At 63.4% G+C, this 18,728-nt stretch carries 16 protein-coding genes; 11 read left to right on the top strand and 5 right to left on the bottom strand.

The features are described from left to right. Positions 1–59 precede the first annotated feature (59 nt). Positions 60–2,813, bottom strand: a complete 2,754-nt coding sequence (locus TO66_RS23270; RefSeq protein WP_044464471.1) for a response regulator — start codon at positions 2,811–2,813, stop codon at positions 60–62. A gap of 213 nt (positions 2,814–3,026) precedes the next feature. Here TO66_RS23270 and TO66_RS23265 point away from each other — a divergent pair, with 213 nt between their 5' ends. From TO66_RS23265 to TO66_RS23235, 7 genes are all read left to right on the top strand, one after another. Further along, complete coding sequence (locus tag TO66_RS23265; RefSeq protein ID WP_044464470.1) at positions 3,027–3,749, top strand: response regulator transcription factor; 723 nt, start codon at positions 3,027–3,029, stop codon at positions 3,747–3,749. Beyond that, on the top strand, positions 3,736–5,115 hold the full coding sequence (locus tag TO66_RS23260) for a sensor histidine kinase (protein WP_044464469.1): 1,380 nt from the start codon (positions 3,736–3,738) through the stop codon (positions 5,113–5,115). Before TO66_RS23265 ends, TO66_RS23260 begins: the two co-directional genes overlap by 14 nt. A 114-nt stretch (positions 5,116–5,229) precedes the next feature. After that, positions 5,230–6,132, top strand: coding sequence for a cysteine synthase CysM (cysM, locus tag TO66_RS23255; RefSeq protein WP_044464468.1), 903 nt, complete (start codon positions 5,230–5,232; stop codon positions 6,130–6,132). Then, a complete protein-coding gene (rlmD, locus tag TO66_RS23250) occupies positions 6,132–7,484 on the top strand; it encodes a 23S rRNA (uracil(1939)-C(5))-methyltransferase RlmD (RefSeq protein WP_044464467.1) in 1,353 nt (450 codons plus the stop codon). Before cysM ends, rlmD begins: the two co-directional genes overlap by 1 nt. Before the next feature lie 120 nt (positions 7,485–7,604). Next, positions 7,605–9,848, top strand: a complete 2,244-nt coding sequence (gene relA / locus TO66_RS23245; protein WP_044464466.1) for a GTP diphosphokinase — start codon at positions 7,605–7,607, stop codon at positions 9,846–9,848. A gap of 102 nt (positions 9,849–9,950) precedes the next feature. Beyond that, complete coding sequence (gene mazG, locus TO66_RS23240; protein ID WP_044464465.1) at positions 9,951–10,784, top strand: nucleoside triphosphate pyrophosphohydrolase; 834 nt, start codon at positions 9,951–9,953, stop codon at positions 10,782–10,784. A gap of 27 nt (positions 10,785–10,811) precedes the next feature. Then, complete coding sequence (locus TO66_RS23235; RefSeq protein ID WP_044464464.1) at positions 10,812–11,351, top strand: DUF2058 domain-containing protein; 540 nt, start codon at positions 10,812–10,814, stop codon at positions 11,349–11,351. A gap of 94 nt (positions 11,352–11,445) precedes the next feature. Here TO66_RS23235 and TO66_RS23230 read toward each other — a convergent pair whose 3' ends face one another. The 4 genes from TO66_RS23230 to purM all read right to left on the bottom strand — a co-directional run bounded on the left by TO66_RS23230 (position 11,446) and on the right by purM (position 14,374). Beyond that, positions 11,446–11,634, bottom strand: a complete 189-nt coding sequence (locus TO66_RS23230) for a hypothetical protein (protein ID WP_044464463.1) — start codon at positions 11,632–11,634, stop codon at positions 11,446–11,448. A gap of 297 nt (positions 11,635–11,931) precedes the next feature. Next, positions 11,932–12,645: a DUF3108 domain-containing protein gene (locus tag TO66_RS23225; protein ID WP_044464462.1), complete on the bottom strand. Its 714-nt coding sequence runs from the start codon at positions 12,643–12,645 to the stop codon at positions 11,932–11,934. Between the two features lie 8 nt (positions 12,646–12,653). Beyond that, positions 12,654–13,304 carry a phosphoribosylglycinamide formyltransferase gene (purN, locus tag TO66_RS23220; RefSeq protein ID WP_044466142.1) on the bottom strand — a complete coding sequence of 217 codons (651 nt, stop codon included), beginning with the start codon at positions 13,302–13,304 and terminating at the stop codon, positions 12,654–12,656. Positions 13,305–13,315: 11 nt separating this feature from the next. Continuing rightward, on the bottom strand, positions 13,316–14,374 hold the full coding sequence (gene purM / locus TO66_RS23215) for a phosphoribosylformylglycinamidine cyclo-ligase (RefSeq protein ID WP_044464461.1): 1,059 nt from the start codon (positions 14,372–14,374) through the stop codon (positions 13,316–13,318). Between the two features lie 386 nt (positions 14,375–14,760). Here purM and TO66_RS23210 point away from each other — a divergent pair, with 386 nt between their 5' ends. The 4 genes from TO66_RS23210 to TO66_RS23195 all read left to right on the top strand — a co-directional run bounded on the left by TO66_RS23210 (position 14,761) and on the right by TO66_RS23195 (position 18,689). Then, entirely contained in the window at positions 14,761–15,807 is a 1,047-nt protein-coding gene (locus tag TO66_RS23210) for a DUF2066 domain-containing protein (protein WP_044464460.1), read from the top strand. 36 nt (positions 15,808–15,843) lie between these two features. Next, the gene (locus TO66_RS23205) at positions 15,844–16,917 is read left to right on the top strand and encodes an AI-2E family transporter (protein ID WP_044464459.1); all 1,074 of its coding nucleotides are present in this window, start codon (positions 15,844–15,846) and stop codon (positions 16,915–16,917) included. A 229-nt stretch (positions 16,918–17,146) separates the two neighbouring features. After that, positions 17,147–17,851 carry a DnaA regulatory inactivator Hda gene (gene hda / locus TO66_RS23200; protein WP_007898944.1) on the top strand — a complete coding sequence of 235 codons (705 nt, stop codon included), beginning with the start codon at positions 17,147–17,149 and terminating at the stop codon, positions 17,849–17,851. 214 nt (positions 17,852–18,065) lie between these two features. Next, positions 18,066–18,689, top strand: coding sequence for a C40 family peptidase (locus TO66_RS23195; protein WP_044464458.1), 624 nt, complete (start codon positions 18,066–18,068; stop codon positions 18,687–18,689). Positions 18,690–18,728: the final 39 nt, after the last annotated feature.

The following is an 18,728-nucleotide window of genomic DNA, read 5'->3' as shown; positions in this document are numbered from 1 at the left end:
TCCTTGTGGGAGGCTGCCCATAGCTTGCACCTTCGGGGCAGCCGGGGTGTTGCCCTGAGTCAGGCGTTGATGCGGGCTTCCGTGGCCAGGCGATTGATGGCCCGTTCGAGCTCGTCGAGGGCGGCGAAGGCCTTGCTGTCTTCCTGCTTGAGCAGGGTTTCGGCGCGCTGGCAGGCAGCGCGCAGTTGCGGCACGCCACAGTAGCGGGTGGCGCCGTGCAGACGGTGGACCCGTTCGATCAGCGCCGTGTGGTCGTTGGCCGCGCGCGCCGTGCGGATCGCTTCCCGGTCGGCCTCCAGCGAGGCCAGGAGCATCGCCAGCATGTCGGCGGCCAGGTCCGCCTTGCCGGCGGCCAGGCGCAAGCCTTCGTCGTGGTCCAGTACCTGCAGCTCGAGGCCGTTGCCGGACGGTTCGCCGCTGCGTTCCGGGCCCTGGTTGCGCAGGGCCAGGCCGGTCCATTTCAGTACCACCTGCGCCAGTTGGCGCTCGCTGATGGGCTTGGTCAGGTAGTCGTCCATGCCGCTTTGCAGCAGCGCGCGTTTTTCGTTGGCCATGGCATGGGCGGTGAGGGCGATCACCGGCAATGGCGTGCAGTTGCGCTCGCTTTCCCACTGGCGAATCGCCTCGGTGCTCTGGCGACCGTCCATGCCGGGCATCTGCACGTCCATCATCACCAGGTCGAACGCTTCGTTCTGCACAGCCTTGACTGCGGCATAGCCGCTGTCCACTGCGAGCACCTTGGCGCCCATGTCTTCGAGCAGGGTCTGCACCAGCAGCAGGTTGGCCGGGTTGTCATCGACACAGAGCACCCGCGGCGGACGGCTGGCGATCGGTTCGCTCGGCTCGCTGCGCGTTACCTTGGGGTTGACCAGGTCGGCCAGGGCCCGGCGCAGTTTGCGCGTGCACGCCGGCTTGGCCTGCAACTGGCTGTGCGGGTTGGGCACCGACAGGTGGAACACCGTCTGTTCGGTGGTCGGGCACAACACCAGCACTTTGCAGCCCAGGTGTTCGAGGTCCCAGATGTGCTGGTTGAGGCGTTCCGGCGGCATGTCGTTGGTGGTGATGCCGAGGACCGCCAGGTCGATCGCCTGTTCCGTCTGGTGCACACCGGTGACCCCGTTGGTCAGGGCTTCCAGGGTATTGAACGGCGTGACTTCCAGGCCGCAGTCCTCGAGCTGGTGCTGCAAGGCCTGGCGTGCCAGTTCATGGTTCTCCAGGACCGCGACCCGCCGGCCGAGCAGCGGCGGGGCGGGCAGGTCCTCGGCGTCGTCGCGGGTTTTCGGCAGGCGCAGGCTGATCCAGAACTCCGAACCTTCGCCCGGGGTGCTGTCGACACCGATTTCGCCGCCCATCTGTTCGATCAGGCGCTTGGAAATCACCAGCCCCAGGCCGGTGCCGCCGGGCTGGCGCGACAGCGAGTTGTCGGCCTGGCTGAACGCCTGGAACAGGGCGCGCACATCCTGGTTCGACAGCCCGATGCCGGTGTCCTGGATACTGATGCGCAATTGCACGCTGTCTTCGTGCTCTTCCTCGAGCATCGCGCGGGCGACGATGGTGCCCTCGCGGGTGAACTTGATCGCATTGCTCACCAGGTTGGTGAGGATCTGCTTGAGCCGCAGCGGGTCGCCCACCAGCGACAGCGGGGTATCGCGGTACACCAGGCTGACCAGTTCCAGCTGCTTGGCGTGGGCCGCCGGGGCGAGGATGGTCAGGGTGTCCTGCAACAGGTCGCGCAGGTTGAACGGAATGCTGTCGAGCACCAGCTTGCCGGCTTCGATTTTCGAGAAGTCGAGGATTTCGTTGATGATCCCCAGCAGGCTGTCGGCGGATTTTTCGATGGTGCCCAGGTAATCCAGCTGGCGCGGAGTCAGCTCGCTTTTCTGCAACAAGTGGGTGAAGCCGAGGATGCCGTTGAGCGGCGTGCGGATTTCATGACTCATGTTGGCCAGGAATTCGGACTTGATCCGGCTGGCCTCCAGGGCCTCCTTGCGCGCCAGGTCCAGCTCGATGTTCTGGATCTCGATGGTTTCCAGGTTCTGGCGTACGTCCTCGGTGGCCTGGTCGATGCTGTGCTGCAATTCTTCCTGGGCGTTCTGCAGGGTGCCGGCCATGCGGTTGATGCCCGCGGCCAGTTCGTCCAGTTCCTGGCTGCCCAGCGGCGGCAGGCGGGTTTCCAGGTTGCCGTCCTTGAGCTGGGTAACGGCCTGCTTGATCTGGTTCAGCGGGTTGTTGATGGTGCGGCCCATGCGCAAGGCCAAGAGACCGGTGCCGATCAGTCCGGCGCTGATCAGCAGCAGGCTGGCGAACAGGCTGCGATAACCGCGTAGCAGCATGCTGTTGTGGGACAGTTCCAGTTCGACCCAGCCGAGCAGGCGGTCGGACTCGTCGGGAATCAGATCGCCGGCCAGGTTGCGATGGCGGCCGAACACCGGCAGCAAATAGCGGGTGGCGTCGCTGCCGGTGCGTTGCAGCATCTGGCTGCCGTTGCCGGTCGGCGCGGCATTGAGCATGGTCGGGCCGGCATGGGCCAGCGGCGTGCGGTCGGGCGCGAGGAAGGTCACCGCGCGTACGTCCTGTTGTTCCAGCGACTGGGTGGCGATGCGCTCCAGCAGGGCGGTGTTCGAGTGGGCGAGGGCGGGCGCGACCAGGGGCGCCAGTTGTTCGGCGAGCATCTCGCCGCGTTGCAGAAGCTGGGTTTGCAGGTCCGATTGCTGCATCCAGGTGAAATAGCCGCCCAGCACCAACGCCATCAGGCTGGTTGGCAGCAAGGTCAGCAACAGCACGCGGCCTTTGATCCCCAGTTTCTTAAGCACGCAACTCTCCTGCTACCACGCTGTTTTGAATGAACCTTGCGCACATCCGGTGCGCAACACCTGCGCAGTGTAGCCATTTGCCGAGCGGCAATCTCGGCAAATCGATCGCCGAACCGGTACTGGCGCCCTCGAACATTTTGTTGACCGGCGTCGGTTGCCCGGGCGCGGCCAATCTTGAATAATCGCTCAACTGAGAATCGCTTGCAGAAGCCAATGAATCCCGTATCTATCGACCAGCCCCGGATCCTGAGCATCGAAGACGATCCGGTGCTCGGCGCCTATGTGCACGAACAACTGGGGCGCAGCGGTTTTGCGGTCACCTGGTGCCAGAACGGCCAGGAAGGCCTGGAGATCGTGCGCCGGCAATCTTTCGACGTGGTGCTGATGGATATCCTGTTGCCGGGCATGGACGGCCTGTCGGTGCTCACGCACTTGCGCCAGAGCCACTCCACGCCGGTGCTGCTGATGTCGGCGCTGGGGGCCGAGGCCGATCGCATCAGCGGCTTTCGCCTGGGCGCCGACGACTATCTGCCCAAGCCCTTCAGCATGGCCGAGCTGCGGGTACGCATCGAGGCCATCCTGCGGCGGGTGGCGCTGGACCGCCGGCCGGCCGCGGTGCCGCTCCGCCAGGAAACCCAGGGCCTGCGCTTCGACGACGAGCTGTGCGACGTCCATTACCGCCAGCAATGGGCCGGGTTGACCCGCAGCGAATATCGTTTGCTGGAGACGCTCAACCGCAATGGCGACGAGGTCCTGAGCAAACCCTTCCTTTATCAGCATGTGCTGCAGCGCGGCTACGCCCCGCACGATCGCAGCCTGGACATGCACATCAGCCAGATCCGCCGCAAGCTCAAGGCCGTCGGTTATGTCGCGCGGGAAATACGCACGGTCTGGGGCAAGGGGTATGTGTTGAGTGCCGTCGATGAGATGGCCTGAACTGCCCGGGCGCCATTCGCTGTTCTGGAAACTGGCCTGTCTGTTGGTCGCCTTCTGTTTGCTGATGATCTGGCTGAGCTGGTCCTGGGGCCGCTACATGGAACAGAAGAACCTGTTCCTGTCCGATGAGGCCCGCGGCACCCTGACCGGCTACGCCGCCGAAGCCGAGCAGGCCTGGAACCAGGGGCAGAGCGCCGGGGTCGATGCCTGGCTGCAGGCGATGGCCGGGCGCGAGCAGCATTGGGTCGGGGTCATCGGGCGCGACCTGCAATCGCTGAGCAGCTATCCGCTAAGCGAGGCCGAGAGCCAGCGCCTGACGTTCCTGCGCGGCCTGGACTGGCCGGTCAGCCGGCATACCCGCGGCCTGCCCTGGTTGAAAATCCCGTTTCCCGGCGACCCTTCGGCCGGCAGCCTGGTGATCGAATTGCCCCAGCGTTTCATGCCGGGGCGTTACCGGGTGTTCTGGCGCATGCTGACCAACGGCGTGATTCCGGGGCTGTTCACCCTGCTGCTGTGCGTCGGGCTGTATCGACTGCTGGTGGTGCCGCTGAACCAGTTGCGCGAGCAGGCCAACGCCTGGCGCGCCGATCAATTGAGCACGCGGCTGTCGAGCCAGACCACCAGTCGCCAGGACGAACTGGGCGAACTGGGCCGGGCCTTCGACCAGATGTCCGAGCGCCTGCAGGGCACCGTGGCCTTGCAGCAGCAATTGCTGCGCGATCTTTCCCATGAGTTGCGCACGCCCTTGAGCCGCTTGCGGGTGGCCTGCGATGGCGAGCAGAGCTTGCCGGCCCTGCGCGAACGCCTGGCGCGGGAAGTGGACGGCATGCAACGGCTGGTCGACGACACCTTGCAACTGGCCTGGCTCGACACGGAACGGGCGCCGTTGGCCGAAGAGGACATCCAGGTCCAGGCCTTGTGGGAAATGCTCACGGAAAACGCCTGCTTCGAAAGCGCCTGGCCCGTTGCCCGGTTGCAGTGCGCGCTGGATGCCTCGTGCTGGGTCAGGGGCAACCTCAATACCCTGGCCCAGGCGCTGGAAAACCTCCTGCGCAATGCCATCCGCCATTCGCCGGTGGGCGGCCGGGTGGTGCTGGACGGCCAGCGCCAGGGCGAGTACTGGCTGCTGTGGCTGGAGGACGAAGGGCCGGGCGTGGCCGATGCGGACTTGCAGCGGATCTTCGACCCTTTCACCCGCCTCGATGGCTCGCGCCCCGGCGACGGTGGTTTCGGCCTGGGGTTGAGCATCGCGCGCAACGCCGTGCAGCGTCAGGGCGGGCGTATGTGGGCGGAGAATGCCGGGCGTGGCCTGCGCCTGAACATGCTGTTGCGGGCTGCCGAGGTAAGCGGGCCGGCCGGCGATTGAGAGGGGGCGTCGCCTTATAGCGTTAAGCCATAAGCCCCTCACTTTGCGTGATATGGCCTGCGAACGTTTGCCGGTATGATAGGCGCCCCCGCGGCCTGGATTGCGAATACGCCCATGACTCAGCAGTACCCCACCATCGCCGATTGCGTCGGCAACACCCCGCTGGTCCGTTTGCAGCGCCTGCCTGGCGCCACCAGTAACACCCTGCTGCTCAAGCTCGAAGGCAATAACCCGGCGGGTTCGGTCAAGGACCGCCCGGCGCTGTCGATGATCACGCAGGCCGAGTTGCGTGGGCAGATTCATGCCGGCGATACGCTGATCGAAGCGACCTCGGGCAATACCGGGATCGCCCTGGCCATGGCCGCGGCGATCAAGGGCTACAAGATGATCCTGATCATGCCCGACAGCTCCAGCGCCGAGCGCAAGGCGGCAATGACCGCCTATGGCGCCGAGCTGATCCTGGTCAGCCAGGAAGAGGGCATGGAAGGCGCGCGCGACCTGGCCGAACGGATGCAGGCCGAAGGCCGTGGCAAGATGCTCGACCAGTTCGCCAACCTCGATAACCCGCAGGCGCATTACACCGGCACCGGCCCGGAAATCTGGCGCCAGACCGCGGGCACCATCACCCATTTCGTCAGTTCCATGGGCACCACCGGCACCATCATGGGCACCTCGCGCTACCTCAAGGAGCAGAACCCGAACGTGCAGATCGTCGGCCTGCAACCCATGGAAGGTTCGGCCATTCCCGGCATTCGCCGCTGGCCGCAGGAATACCTGCCAAAGATCTACCAGGCCAGCCGCGTCGATCGCATCGTCGACATGGCGCAAAGCGAAGCCGAGGACGTGACCCGGCGCCTGGCGCGCGAGGAAGGCATCTTCTGCGGCGTGTCCTCGGGCGGTGCGGTGGCGGCGATGTTGCGTCTGTCCCGCGAAGTCGAGAACGCAGTGATCGTCGCGATCGTCTGTGACCGTGGCGACCGTTACCTGTCGACCGGCATCTTCGATGCGCCCAACTGATGGCTAAGCCAGTCAGAGGCCTGCGCTTCCAGCCTTCGGGCGGTAGCCGGGCGGTGCAGATACCGGTGGGCAAGAAACAGCGCCTGAGCATCGAACGCCTGGCCAACGACGGCCGCGGCATCGCCTTTGTCGAAGGGGGTACCTGGTTCGTCGCTGGCGCGCTGGCGGGCGAAGAGGTCGAGGCGCGGGTGCTGGGCGCCCACGGCAAGGTGGTGGAGGCCCGTACCGAGCGCGTGTTCAGCGCCAGCGATCTGCGGCGTCCGGCACCTTGCGCCCATGCGGGCCGTTGCGGCGGCTGCAGCGTGCAGCATCTGCCCCATGCCGAACAGCTTGCCCTGAAACAGCGCATGCTCGCCGAGCAACTGCCGCGCGTCGCTGGGGTCGAGCCGCAGGAGTGGGCAGCACCCTTGAGCGGCCCGGAGTTCGGCTATCGACGCCGGGCGCGAGTCGCGGTGCGCTGGGACGCCAAGGCGAAAGAACTCGAAGTGGGTTTTCGTGCCGCCGGCAGCCAGGACATAGTCGCCATCGACGACTGCCCGGTGCTGGTACAGCCCTTGCAACCGATCATGAGCCGCTTGCCGGCCATGCTGCGGCGCCTGAGCAAACCGCAGGCGCTGGGGCATGTGGAGTTGTTCAGCGGGTCGGCGATTGCCGTGTTGCTGCGCCACATGGCGCCGCTGTCCACCACCGACCTGGAGATTCTCCAGGCGTTCTGCGCTTTCCATGACGCCCAGCTGTGGCTACACGGCGAGGGCGAGCCGCAACCGGCGGATCCGCAGCAGGCCCTGGGCTATCGCCTGGAGACGTGGAACCTGCAGCTGGCTTACCGGCCGGGAGATTTCGTGCAGGTCAACGCCGGGGTCAACGAGGCGATGGTGGCCCAGGCCCTGGAGTGGCTGGCGCCACAGGCCGAGGAGCGCGTGCTGGACCTGTTCTGCGGCCTGGGCAACTTTGCCCTGCCGCTGGCGCAGAACGTGCGTGAAGTGGTCGCGGTCGAAGGGGTGGCGACCATGGTCGCGCGCGCGGCGGAGAATGCCGCCAGCAATAATTTGCATAACACCCGGTTTTTTCAGGCCGATTTATCGCAGCCCCTGAGCGATGCCGAATGGGCGCGCGAAGGCTTTTCTGCGGTACTCTTGGACCCACCTCGGGACGGTGCTTTCGAGGTGGTCCGCACGCTGGCGAGCCTGGGTGCGAAACGTCTGGTCTATGTGTCGTGCAACCCGGCCACGCTGGCGCGGGACACCGTCGAACTGATCAGGCAGGGCTATCGTTTAAAACGTGCCGGGATCCTCGATATGTTTCCTCAGACGGCGCATGTCGAGGCCATGGCGTTATTTGAAGCGAGCTAGGATGGCTCGTCTAATCCGTTGGCCCGTCAGGCAGCACTCGCCGGCCCAGCGAGGAAATACTGGCAGTGAAGGTCAGCGATTTGACGCATTGAATGTGCGTCGTAGGGAAGGTAAAGCAAGATGGTACAGGTGAGAGCGCACCAGCCGATCAACACCGACGGCAGTATCAATCTCGAGGCATGGCTCGATCATGCGGTCAGCGTCGATATGGCACTGGACCGTGAAGCCTTGAAAGAAGCCTGCGAGTACGCTCGTGAGGCAGAGCTACAACATATCGCGTCGAAGAATCTCAGCGGCGAAGACATGTCCAGTTTCAGCACCGGCCTGGAGATCGCGGAGATCCTCGCCGACCTCAAGCTGGACCAGGATTCGCTGGTGGCCGCGGTGCTTTATCGCGGCGTCCGCGAAGGCCAGATTCCGCTGCCGGCCGTGAGCCAGCGCTTCGGCCCGGTGGTGGCCAAGCTGATCGACGGCGTGCTGCGCATGGCTGCTATCAGCGCCAGCCTCAGCCCCCGTCAATCCCTCGTGCTCGGCACCCAGGCCCAGGTGGAAAACCTGCGCAAGATGCTGGTGGCCATGGTCGACGACGTGCGCGTGGCACTGATCAAGCTGGCCGAGCGGACCTGCGCGATCCGCGCGGTAAAAAACGCCGACGACGAGAAGCGCAACCGGGTCGCCCGGGAAGTCTTCGACATCTATGCACCGCTGGCTCACCGCCTCGGTATCGGCCATATCAAGTGGGAGCTGGAGGACCTGTCCTTCCGCTACCTGGAGCCCGAGCAGTACAAGCAGATCGCCAAGTTGCTGCATGAGCGGCGCCTGGATCGCGAGCGCTTCATCAGCGATGTGATGAACCAGTTGCAGAGCGAATTGCAGGCCACCGGAGTCGATGCCGACATCAGCGGCCGGGCCAAGCACATCTATTCGATCTGGCGCAAAATGCAGCGCAAGGGCCTGGAATTCAGCCAGATCTACGACGTGCGCGCCGTACGTGTGCTGGTCCCGGAAATGCGCGACTGCTATACCGCGCTGGGCATTGTCCACACGTTGTGGCGGCACATCCCGAAAGAGTTCGACGACTACATCGCCAACCCCAAGGAGAACGGTTACCGCTCGTTGCACACGGCGGTCATCGGTCCGGAAGGCAAGGTGCTGGAAGTGCAGATCCGTACCCACTCGATGCACGAAGAGGCCGAGCTGGGGGTCTGTGCGCACTGGCGCTACAAGGGCACCGACGTCAAGTCCGGCTCCAACCACTACGAAGAGAAAATCTCCTGGTTGCGCCAGGTGCTCGAGTGGCATGAGGAGCTGGGGGATATCGGCGGCCTGGCCGAGCAGCTGCGGGTGGATATCGAGCCGGACCGGGTGTACATCTTCACCCCCGACGGCCACGCCATCGACTTGCCGAAGGGCGCGACGCCGCTGGACTTCGCCTACCGCGTGCATACCGAGATCGGTCACAACTGCCGCGGCGCGAAGATCAACGGGCGCATCGTGCCGCTCAACTACAGCCTGCAGACCGGCGAGCAGGTGGAGATCATCACCAGCAAGCACGGCACGCCGAGCCGCGACTGGCTGAACCCGAACCTGGGGTACGTCACCACCTCGCGGGCGCGGGCGAAGATCGTCCACTGGTTCAAGCTGCAGGCGCGGGACCAGAACGTGGCCGCGGGCAAGACCCTGCTCGAGCGCGAACTCAATCGCCTCGACCTGCCGCAGGTGGATTTCGAGAAGCTGGCCGACAAGGCCAACATGAAGACCGCCGAGGACATGTTCGCCGCCCTGGGCGCGGGCGACCTGCGCCTGGCGCAACTGGTCAACCTGGCCCAGCAACTGGTGGAGCCGGAGCGCGGCAACGAACAGCTGGAGCTGATTCCGCGCAAGGCCACCGGCTACAAGCCGGGCAAGCGTGGCGACATCCAGATCCAGGGCGTCGGCAACCTGCTGACCCAGATGGCCGGCTGCTGCCAGCCGCTGCCGGGGGACGCGATCGTCGGCTACATCACCCAGGGTCGCGGGGTGAGCATTCACCGCCAGGATTGCGCCTCGGTGCTGCAACTGGCTGGTCGCGAGCCGGAGCGGATCATCCAGGTCAGCTGGGGCCCGGTGCCGGTGCAGACCTACCCGGTGGACATCATTATTCGCGCCTACGACCGTTCCGGCCTGCTGCGTGACGTGTCCCAGGTATTGCTCAACGAGCGGATCAACGTGCTGGCGGTCAACACCCGCTCGAACAAGGAGGACAACACCGCGCTGATGTCCCTGACCATCGAGATTCCGGGGCTGGACGCGCTGGGGCGGTTGCTGGGACGGATTTCCCAGTTGCCGAACATCATCGAGACCCGTCGTAACCGTACCCCTTGAAGATGGCCCCGATACTGTAGGAGCGAGCGTGCTCGCGATGGCCGCCATCGCTATCGCGAGCAAGCTCGCTCCTACAGGGAGAGGCGCTAATGAGAGTTGCCGATGTACAGCCTTGAAGACCTGTTGCACCTGATGGCGCGGTTGCGCGATCCACAGTACGGCTGCCCCTGGGATATCAAGCAGACCTACGCCACCATCGTTCCGCACACCCTGGAAGAAGCCTACGAAGTGGCCGATGCCATCGAGCGGGGCGACTTCGAGCATTTGCAGGGCGAGTTGGGCGACCTGCTGTTCCAGGTGGTGTATTACAGCCAGCTGGCACGGGAGGAGGGGCGTTTCGAATTCGCCGGCGTGATCGACAGCATCACCCGCAAGCTGATCCGTCGCCACCCCCATGTCTTCCCGACCGGGGACCTGTACGCGCCGCTGGATACTCCGCGGCTGGACGAAGAGCAGGTCAAGCAGCGCTGGGAGCAGATCAAGGCCGAGGAGCGCGCCGAGAAGGCTGAGCAGCCTTTGCAGCTGTCCTTGCTCGACGATGTGCCCACGGCATTGCCGGCCCTGTCGCGTTCGGCCAAGTTGCAAAAGCGCGCGGCCCAGGTCGGTTTCGACTGGCCGGATGCCTTGCCGGTGGTGGACAAGATCCGCGAGGAGCTCGACGAGGTGCTCGAGGCCATGTCGGAGAACGATCCGGCAGCGATCGCCGACGAAGTGGGCGATCTGCTGTTCGCCGTGGTCAACCTGGCCCGGCACCTCAAGGTCGACCCGGAAACCGGCTTGCGCGGCGCCAATGCCAAGTTCGAGCGACGTTTCCGATTTATCGAGCAGGCATTGCGCGATACCCGCCGTCCCATGGAAGATTGCACCCTCGAAGAGTTGGACGCCTTGTGGGGCGAAGCCAAACGTCAGGAAAAGAATTTGCCCAGCTGCGGCTGAGGCTGTTGCCTAAGTGAGTAAGCACCAATGAGCCTTTCCCTTCGCGACCAGTTGCTCAAAGCAGGGCTGGTCAACCAAAAGCAGGCCAAGCAGGTCAGCAAAGAGAAACAGAAGCAGCAACGCCTGGTCCACAAAGGCCAGGTCGAGGCGGACGATACCCAGGCACGCCTGGCCCAGGAAGCGCAGGCCGAGAAGGTCAAGCGTGACCAGGAGCTTAACCGCCAGCAGCAGGAAAAGGTCGAGCAGAAAGCGCGTGCCGCACAGATCAAGCAGTTGATCGAAGTGTCGCGCCTGCCGAAGCTGACCACCGAGGACTACTACAACTTCGTCGACGACAAGAAGGTCAAGCGCCTGTCGGTGAACACCCTGATGCGCAACAAGCTGAGCAGCGGCTCGCTGGCCATCGTGCACCATGCCGGCGGTTATGAGGTGATCCCGAGGGAAGCGGCGCTGAAGATCCAGGAGCGCGATCCGCGGCGTATCGTGCAACTCAACACGCCGACCGAGGCGCCGGACGAGGACGATCCGTACGCGGCCTACCAGATCCCCGACGATCTGATGTGGTAAACCGGCAGAAACAACAAACCCCGCTCAAGGCGGGGTTTGTTGTTTCTGCGGCGGCTGCCGATGCGTGGCGACAGCCGTGGCAGTCGGCGGGAAGTCAGGAGTCTTGGGTAAAGCGCTTCTGCTCCAGCTTCTCCAGTTCGGCCTTGTAATTATGGGCATCGCTCTCGGAATGGAACATGCCCACCAGCATGTCTTGTTGATGCACGTCCCAGATCCGTACACCTGCGGCTACGCCTTCATGGGACATATGTGAATCGTCGCGTTCAGTTACTTTTACAGTCATCTGCTAGCTCCAATCTCTGTTGATTCTGCAGCAAGGCGTGTGCAGGACTTCGTTATATATTTTGTTAGCTGGCTAAGTAAATTGCCGGAAGGTGCAACAATCTTTTGCAGCTCCGGAAACAATCCCGCAGGCCACGTAAACTGCGACATCCGGTCGCACGGCCTGGGCTTTCATGACAAAAGTTTCATCTTGGGCGGGCTGTTCCTGTTGCTGAAAAGGTTGCGCCAGAGCGCTCGGGCAAAACCGACAGGCGAAAAAAAGCCCCGCATCGGCGGGGCTTTTTCATGCTCGGGCGGCTTAGCTGCCCTTGACCGGCTTGCCGTTGACGGTGCCGTTCAGGAGCATGATGTTGTATTCCTTGCCGTCGGTCTCGACCTGTTGCAGGCGGACCAGCAGGTAATCCCAGTCCTTGGCGAACCACATGACGGTGATGCGCTTGCTTTGCGTCGGGTCGCGCACGCGCTCGACCTTGATCGCATCGATCTGGCCAGCCTTGGTGTCGACTTTTTCCGAGCCCAGGACGCGGAAGTCATAGGTATCGACCTCGCCGTCGTCGACCACCTGATAACTCATGCTCTTCTTGCCGGCGGCGACATCGTGCTGCAGGGCGAGCTGATAGGTGGACTTGTCGACCATGCCGCGATTGAGCGGGATCTTGACCGCGTCACCGCGATCGGTGCCGGTGACCATCTTGGCGTTCCAGTCGAAGTCCAGGTCGGCCTTCTTGGCTTTGCCCAGGCCGCCGCGCTCGAAGTGATAGGACTGCGGCAGCAGGGTGTCCTTGTCGAACGTCAGGGTGCTTTCTTCGGTCAGGCTGGCAATCATCATGGAAGCCTTGAAGCTCAGCTTCCAGGTGCCATTGGCGCCTTTTTCCAGGCTACGTTCGGCTGTACCGCTCATTGGCAGCTGTTTCCAGTCGGCGGTATAGCTGGCGGAGAAGGGTTGAAGGTCTGCCGCCTGCGCGAAGGGCAGGGCAAGCAGAGCACAAGCGAAGAGCAGGGCGCGACGCATAAAATCTCCTAATTACGAATCAAGTGGCCGCTGGCAGGCAGTAATTGACCATCCAGTAAAGCACCCTCGTCGCCGAGTGTGAGTCGACCTTCGGCAAACCAGCGTACGGCCATCGGGTAAATCCGGTGTTCCTGGACATGGACCCGCTGCGCCAGGCTTTGCGGCGAGTCGTGCAACTCTACCGGGATCACTGCCTGTACGACCAGTGGTCCGCCATCGAGTTCCTCCGTCACGAAGTGCACGCTGCAGCCATGCTCGGTGTCTGCGGCCTCCAGTGCTCGCTGGTGAGTGTGTAACCCTTTGTATTTGGGTAGCAGCGAAGGATGGATATTCAGCAGGCGGCCCTGATAGTGCCGTACGAAGTCGGCGCTGAGAATGCGCATGAATCCGGCAAGCACCACAAGCTGGGGCTGGAAGGTGTCAATCAGTTCGACCAGGGCGGCATCGAAAGCCTCGCGGCCTTCGAATGCCTTGTGGTCGAGGGCGCGGGTGTCGATACCCGCATCCCTGGCTCGTTGCAGGCCGTAGGCATCGGCGCGGTTGGAAATCACCGCGCGGATGCGCACCGGGCTGTCAGCGGCCCGGGTGCTGTCGATCAGGGCCTGCAAGTTGCTGCCGGTACCGGACAACAGCACCACCACATCACAGGTGGCTGGCATCGGCTCTTGCATCAATGTGCCTTGAGGTTTTTCAGCTCGACCTGGGCAGCGCCTTCGGCGGCGCTAGCGATCTGACCAATGATCCAAGGCTGCTCGCCAGCTTCGCGCAGGACGTTCAGGGCCGTCTCGACATGCTCCTGGGCCACGCAGATCACCATGCCCACGCCGCAGTTCAGCACGCGGTGCATTTCGTGTTCGTCGACGTTGCCTTTCTCTTGCAGCCAGTCGAACACCGCCGGACGCTGCCAGCTGGCTACGTCGACCACGGCCTGGGCACCTTTTGGCAGGACGCGCGGGATGTTGTCCAGCAGACCGCCGCCGGTGATGTGGGCCATGGCCTTGACCGCGCCGGTGTCCTTGATCAGCTTGAGCAGTGGCTTGACGTAGATGCGGGTCGGGGCCATCAGCAGTTCGGTCAGCGGCTTGCCGTCGAGCTGCACGGTTTCGATGTCGGCGCCGGAGACTTCGATGATCTTGCGGATCAGCGAGTAGCCGTTGGAGTGCGGGCCGGAGGAGGGCAGGGCGAGCAGCGCGTCGCCGGTGGCAACCTTGGAGCCGTCGATGATCTCGGCCTTTTCCACCACGCCGACGCAGAAGCCGGCCAGGTCGTAGTCTTCGCCTTCGTACATGCCTGGCATTTCAGCGGTTTCACCGCCAACCAGGGAGCAGCCAGCCAGTTCGCAGCCGGCACCGATGCCGGTGACCACGGTGGCGGCGACGTCGACGTTCAGCTTGCCGGTGGCGTAGTAGTCGAGGAAGAACAGCGGCTCGGCACCGCAGACCACCAGGTCGTTCACGCACATGGCGACCAGATCCTGGCCGATGCTGTCGTGCTTGTTCAGGTTCAGCGCCAGGCGCAGCTTGGTGCCCACGCCGTCGGTGCCGGAGACCAGCACCGGCTGCTTGTAGCCGGCCGGGATTTCGCAGAGGGCGCCGAAACCGCCCAGGCCGCCCATGACTTCCGGGCGCGCGGTGCGCTTGGCGACGCTCTTGATGCGTTCGACCAATGCTTCACCGGCGTCGATGTCTACACCGGCGTCTTTGTAGCTCAGGGAGGGTTGCTTGCTCATGATCCAGGCCTTTAGGGGGGATTCAGGGGTATCGACCGAGTCCAGGGAGGCCATTGAAAGCGTCAGGGCGGCACTGCCGCGCGACCTTTTCAGCGACCCCGGCTGTTGCCGGTCTGCGAAGGCGCGCGATTTTATCAGGCTTGAGGTGTAGCGGCCATCCTCGGGCCGACGGGCAGGGCACATCCGCTTAAAAAAAATCCGCGATTGCGCGCGTCTATCGTGCCGCTGCGGGTTGTATAAGGTATAGCCTTGTACCGGCTGTCGTCATGACAGCCCGAAAACTTCCAGCGATCGGGTGAATGTTTGCCTGGGCTTCGTGGTCACAGCCTTGCTCAACCCAGTTCACGCGGTCTGTTCCAGCCGCTTTTTGCCGTCGGGAATCCTCCATGCGTTTGTGTAAATTTCTTTTTGTGGGCTGTTTGTCACTGATCAGCCTGGCGAGTCATGCCGAAACCCTCAATGGCCTGTATCAAGTTCGCGAACCGGTGGGCAGCCAGTCTCCCGGCGAGCGCGACCAGGCCACTCAGCGCGCCCTGGAAACCCTGGTGCTGCGCCTGACTGGCGATAGCAAGGCGTTGCAGAATCCCGGGCTGGCGGCCATCCGCAAGGATCCGCAGCAGATCATCAGCCAGTACGGCTATGACGCCGGCCCACCGGAAAGCCTGCAGGTCGATTTCGATCCGGTTAGCACTGATCGGGCATTGCGCCAGGCCGGCTTGTCCCTGTGGGGCAGCAATCGGCCGTCGATCCTCGGCTGGTGGCTGACCGATTCCGCCGAAGGCTCCAGCCTGGTCGGCGATGGCCAGGCCAGTGCCGCGCCCTTGCGGCGTGCGGCGCAGCATCGTGGTTTGCCGCTGCGATTGCCGCTCGCCGACTTGAGCGAGCAGATTGTCGCCACGGCGCCGAATCTCGAAGGTTCCGATCCGGCGCCCCTGCAGGCCGCTTCGGAACGCTATGGAACCGATGCCCTGCTGGCGGTGCATGCCAGTGAAGAGGGAGGCCAGTGGCAGGCCAAATGGCGCCTGTGGCTGGGTGATCAGAAGGAGCAGGGCAGCGTCCAGGGCGCCGATGTGCCGGCTTTGGCCGACGCGGTGCTGCTGGCGGTCAGTCAGCGCCTGGCGCCACGCTTTGTGGCCAAGCCCGGCACTTCCAGCGAGCAATTGCTGGAGGTGCAGGGCATGAACCTGGAGCGTTACGCGGCGCTCGGGCATTTGCTCGAGCCTTTCGGCGGGCGCTTGCAGAGCGTCGATGGCGATCGCTCGGTCTACCGGGTCAGCGGCAGCGCCGAGCAGTTGCGCGCGCAGTTGAGCCTGGCTCATCTGCAGGAAGTGCCTGCGGATGTGGCACCCCGCCAGCCGGCGAGTGTCGAAGGCTCGTTGCCTGCGCCTGTGGCTGCTCCCGCGCCGGCCGCGCAGTTGCGTTTTCGCTGGTAGATTTTCTTTCCTTATATAGAAGCAATGGAGTGGTTCATGGCTGATACGCGTCGTTGGGTCTGGTTGGGCGGGTTGGTCCTGGTGGCAGGGTTCATTTACCTGTTGCACTCGATCCTGACCCCCTTCCTGGTGGCCTTGTTGCTGGCCTACCTGTTCGATCCGCTGGTGGATCGCCTGGAAAAACTCGGGCTCTCGCGGACCTGGGGAGTGGTGGCGGTATTCGCCCTGTTTACCCTGATTGTCATGGCGTTGCTGCTGATACTGGTGCCGATGCTTGCTAAGCAATTGCTGCGCCTGTACGAGCTGGCGCCGCAGATGCTCGACTGGCTGCAACACACGGCGATGCCGTGGGCGCAGTCCAAGCTGGGCCTGTCCGACGGGTTCTGGAAGTTCGACAAGGTCAAGGCGGCGATCAGCGAGCACATGGGGCAGACCACCGATATCGTCGGGGTGATCCTGAGCCAGGCGACGGCTTCCAGCCTGGCGCTGATTGGCTGGCTGGCGAACCTGGTCCTGATCCCGGTGGTGAGCTTTTACCTGTTGCGTGACTGGGACCTGATGATGGCGAAGATCCGCAGCCTGCTGCCCCGGGATCGTGAGGCGCGCGTGGTGGAACTGGCCGGGGAATGCCATGAGGTGTTGGGGGCATTCGTGCGTGGCCAGTTGCTGGTGATGGTGGCGCTGGGCGGGATCTATGCCGCCGGCCTGATGCTGGTCGGGCTGGAGCTGGGGCTGTTGATCGGTCTGATTGCCGGCCTGGCGGCGATCGTGCCGTACATGGGCTTCATCACCGGTATCGGTGCGGCGCTGATTGCCGGGTTGTTCCAGTTCGGCGGCGACCTGTACCCGATGATTGGCATCGTGGCGGTCTTCATGGTCGGCCAGGCGCTTGAAGGCATGGTGCTGACCCCGCTGCTGGTGGGGGACCGGATCGGCCTGCACCCAGTGGCGGTGATCTTCGCGATTCTCGCGGGGGGCGAGCTGTTCGGCTTCACCGGCGTTCTGCTGGCGTTGCCGGTGGCGGCGGTGATCATGGTGCTGGTGCGCCACGTGCACGACTTGTATAAGGACTCCGACATCTATAGCGGAGCGGACGGGGCCGGGCAGTAGTCACCCGGTCCCTGTGCCTTCGGGGCGCTCGCCTGGCGGGCGAGTGGCTCCGGAGGTTCTTGTGGCTGTCACAACCTGCGTCAAAGAAACCCTCGAGATTTCCCCAGGCTAACGCAAACCTTTGATTTTGCTTGTGGTCTGCTGCATTGTGCGCCCGGCGTCACGGGTATAAACTTTGCAAACTTTACACAGAGGCCACTAACGGTTCGTTTGGAACTGTTCAGTCAGCATGAAACCGATTCAGCTGCCCCTAGGTGTGCGTCTGCGTGATGACGCCACCTTCATCAACTACTACCCAGGCGCCAATGCCGCTGCACTCGGCTATGTCGAGCGGCTTTGCGAAGCCGACGCCGGCTGGACCGAAAGCCTGATCTATCTCTGGGGCAAGGATGGGGTAGGGCGCACGCACTTGCTGCAGGCTGCTTGCCTGCGGTTCGAGCAGTTGGGAGAGCCGGCGGTCTACCTGCCCCTGGCGGAGTTGCTGGATCGCGGTATCGAAATCCTCGACAACCTTGAGCAGTACGAACTGGTCTGCCTCGACGACCTGCAGGCGGTGGCGGGCAAGGCTGACTGGGAAGAGGCGCTGTTCCATCTGTTCAACCGCCTGCGTGACAGCGGTCGGCGCCTGCTGATCGCGGCTTCGACTTCTCCGCGGGAATTGCCGGTGAAGCTGGCGGACCTCAAGTCGCGCCTGACCCTGGCGCTGATCTTCCAGATGCGTCCACTCTCCGACGAAGACAAACTGCGCGCATTGCAGCTGCGCGCTTCCCGTCGTGGGCTGCACCTGACCGATGAGGTCGGGCATTTCATCCTGACCCGCGGCACTCGCAGCATGAGCGCGTTGTTCGAGTTGCTGGAGCGTCTCGATCAGGCCTCCCTGCAAGCCCAGCGCAAGCTCACCATTCCCTTCCTGAAAGAAACCCTGGGCTGGTAAAACAGCGGCTCGCAGGGGCTTTTCGGCATATTCCAGGCGCCAGAAAACCCGCATCCGGAAGCGGTTCCAGAGGCGTGTGCGTTTAAAATGGGCTTAAGGCCTTAGATGTAAACAGGAAACCGATAAGTCACAAATTAATCGATTGAATTTGCAAATGAGAGCGATAGAAGGCATAGTCGCGGCTTCTTTATAACTTTTAGCCACGGTCGTGCCCATGCTGAAGCGCTTCGCACCCCTCGTGCCTCTTGCACTCGTTACCCTGTTGTTTGGTTGCGCCACCCACTCTCCGGTGAGCCAGCAGGAACCTCAGCAGCAGGTCCAGAACTCTTCAAAAGCCCGCTCTTCCGCTATTTACCAGGAAGAACTGGCAACCGAAAAAGAACTCGCCGAGTTCGCCGACAGCAAGCCTTACCAGTTGCCGGTACTGGCCGACAGCATCCTCGAGCGCGGCATGTCCCTGATCGGTACCCGTTACCGTTTCGGCGGCACCTCCGAAGCCGGCTTCGATTGCAGTGGTTTCATCGGCTACCTGTTCCGTGAAGAAGCGGGCATGAACCTGCCGCGCTCCACTCGCGAAATGATCAACGTTGACGCCCCGCTGGTTGCGCGTAACAAGCTGCAACCCGGCGATCTGCTGTTCTTCGCCACCAATGGCCGCCGCGGTCGTGTCAGCCACGCTGGCATCTACCTGGGCGACGACCAGTTCATCCATTCCAGCAGCCGCCGTAGTGGTGGTGTCCGGGTAGACAGCCTGGGTGACAGCTACTGGAGCAAGACCTTCATCGAAGCCAAGCGCGCCCTTGCGATGGCCCCGACTGTGGTCACCGCGCGTAAATAAGCGGACTTTTTGTAAGGCAAACTTAAAGTCTTACTTGAA

Origin of the sequence: Pseudomonas sp. MRSN 12121, from assembly GCF_000931465.1 — a bacterium.
GTDB lineage: Bacteria > Pseudomonadota > Gammaproteobacteria > Pseudomonadales > Pseudomonadaceae > Aquipseudomonas.
Note: the sequence above shows the minus strand (reverse complement) of the source record. Positions and strands in the feature narration are given on the sequence as shown.